Source organism: Thalassobellus citreus, from assembly GCF_044385915.1.
GTDB classification, from domain to species: domain Bacteria; phylum Bacteroidota; class Bacteroidia; order Flavobacteriales; family Flavobacteriaceae; genus Thalassobellus; species Thalassobellus citreus.
Genome location: NZ_JBISCC010000059.1, coordinates 1 through 2,140, shown reverse-complemented (window position 1 = coordinate 2,140; position 2,140 = coordinate 1). Strand labels below are relative to the sequence as shown.

Genomic DNA, 2,140 nt, shown 5'->3' with positions numbered 1-2,140 from the left:
CAAGCTTGTATAGTATTTGAAGCATCTCCAAAACCATCACCATCAGTATCGGCAAAGAAGGTTGTTGTTACACCTTCGTCTATTTGTCCGTCGCAATTGTTATCAAGACCATCACAAAGTTCTGGGGCATTCGGGTACACTGTGGCATTCGTATCATCACAATCGGTATTATCAGGCACATAGCCAGCTGGTGCCGTACAAGCTTGTGTACTGTTGCTTGCATCACCAAAACCATCACCATCGGTATCGGCATACCAAAGGGTGCTACATGTAATTGTGAGTAAAAAACCTTCTTCGTCATTACAACTGGGACTCGCATAATCGTAAATATAAATAGTCACAGGATAAGATGGGAAATCGATATAATTAATAACATCGCCTGCATTATATACGGTGCCATTTCCTCCAGTTAAAGTATAATAGGCTTCATTGCCAGACAGATTAGTTCCTGTTATAGTTGGAAACGTAAAACTATCAATAACCGTTTGGTCTGTTAAATCATCTACCGTGGAGCCTGCGAAACCACCATCACCTATAGTCCAACCATCATTAGATGTCATATTAGCTTTGGCAGCTTCACCTGCACAATATTTGCTAAAACCTCCACTAAAAAGAACATTAGAGTTTAAATTTTGCGCATTCCAACCTATTAATAAACTATCATAATTAGCAATGGATAAAGTGACACCATTGAACATACCATTCGCTGCTAATAAATTAGTAACATCCCAATTTCCTAAATCCTGATTAAAAGAAACCGCATTAGCAAACATGGTGTACATACTAGTGACACTACTAGTATCCCAGGCACCTACATCTTGATTAAACACAGATGCTCCTTCAAACATAGACCTCATATTAGTAACACTCACTGGGTTCCAAGCGCCTATATTTCCATTAAAACTAGAAGCAACTGCAAACATATAGTCCATTCTGGTAACATTAGTTACATCCCAATTACTCAAATCTTGATTAAAAGCTGTTGCAAGTTGAAACATTTGATTCATTTTTACAACACTACTCGTATCCCACCCCCCTATATCTTGATTAAATGGCGTGGAGTTAAACATGGTATTCATATCTGTAACATTCCCCGTATTCCAAGCCCCTATATCTTGATTAAAGTTAGAAGCAGAAGTAAACATACCCTGCATGGTAGTCACATTGCCCGTATTCCAAGCACCAATATTTTGGTTAAATGAAGTTGAAAGGGCAAACATTCTATACATACTGGTAACATTACTTGTATCCCATAACCCAATGTCTTTATTAAATGAATTAGCTCTTTCAAATAATGAATTCATTAATAAAACATTACTTGTATCCCAATTCCAATTTCCTGAACCTCCTCCTAAGGAGGTTGCGGACATAAACATTTGCCCCATATCAGTAACATTTGATAGATTTGGTGTATCTGAAGCGTTAACCACCAAATTACCACAAGTTGCAAAAGCCCCAGCCATAGAAGTCCAAGGGTTACACCCCCATTGGTCTACAGATCGTAATTTTTGAGCAGATGTTGCTGTTTGAAAATAGATTCGTGGAAAAACACCTGTAATACTAACTTGATAATCTCCAGCTACAGCATAATTATGAGTTGCTGATGTAGTTTCACCCACTGTAACATTACCATCTCCCCAGTCTACATTATAATTTGAACCATTTGCAATGGGAATAGTAATAGACTCATTGGGTGTAGTTGTACGCCATGTCGTAACAAAAGCACAAGCACTATCATCAATGGTTAATAAAAAATCTTGTTCAGAATTACAACTAGTGTTATAACTTTGGTAAATATATAATGTAATTGGGTACGAAGAAAAATCGGCATAGTTAATAACATCGCCTGCATTATACATGGTTCCTGTACCACCTGGACCTGTATAATAGGCTTGGTTACCCGTAAGATTTGTACCAGTAATAGCAGGAAGTGTAAAACTATTTGTTGCTGTTTGATCTGTTAGATCGTCTAGAGTACCTCCGGCAAAACCACCATCTGTAATATTCCAATTATCACTAGCTATCATATTGGCTCTGGCGGCTTCTCCGGCACAATATTTACTTAATCCTCCATCAAAACCAACACTAGCATTTAAATTTTGAGCATTCCAACCAATTAGTAAATTATCGTAATTTGGAG

General features: G+C 37.6%; 1 protein-coding gene. It reads right to left on the bottom strand.

The window, feature by feature from the left end; all coding sequences use genetic code 11:
- A partial coding sequence (locus ACH5TX_RS00295) for a BspA family leucine-rich repeat surface protein (protein ID WP_439337566.1) occupies window positions 1-2,140 on the bottom strand: 2,140 nt, incomplete at both ends.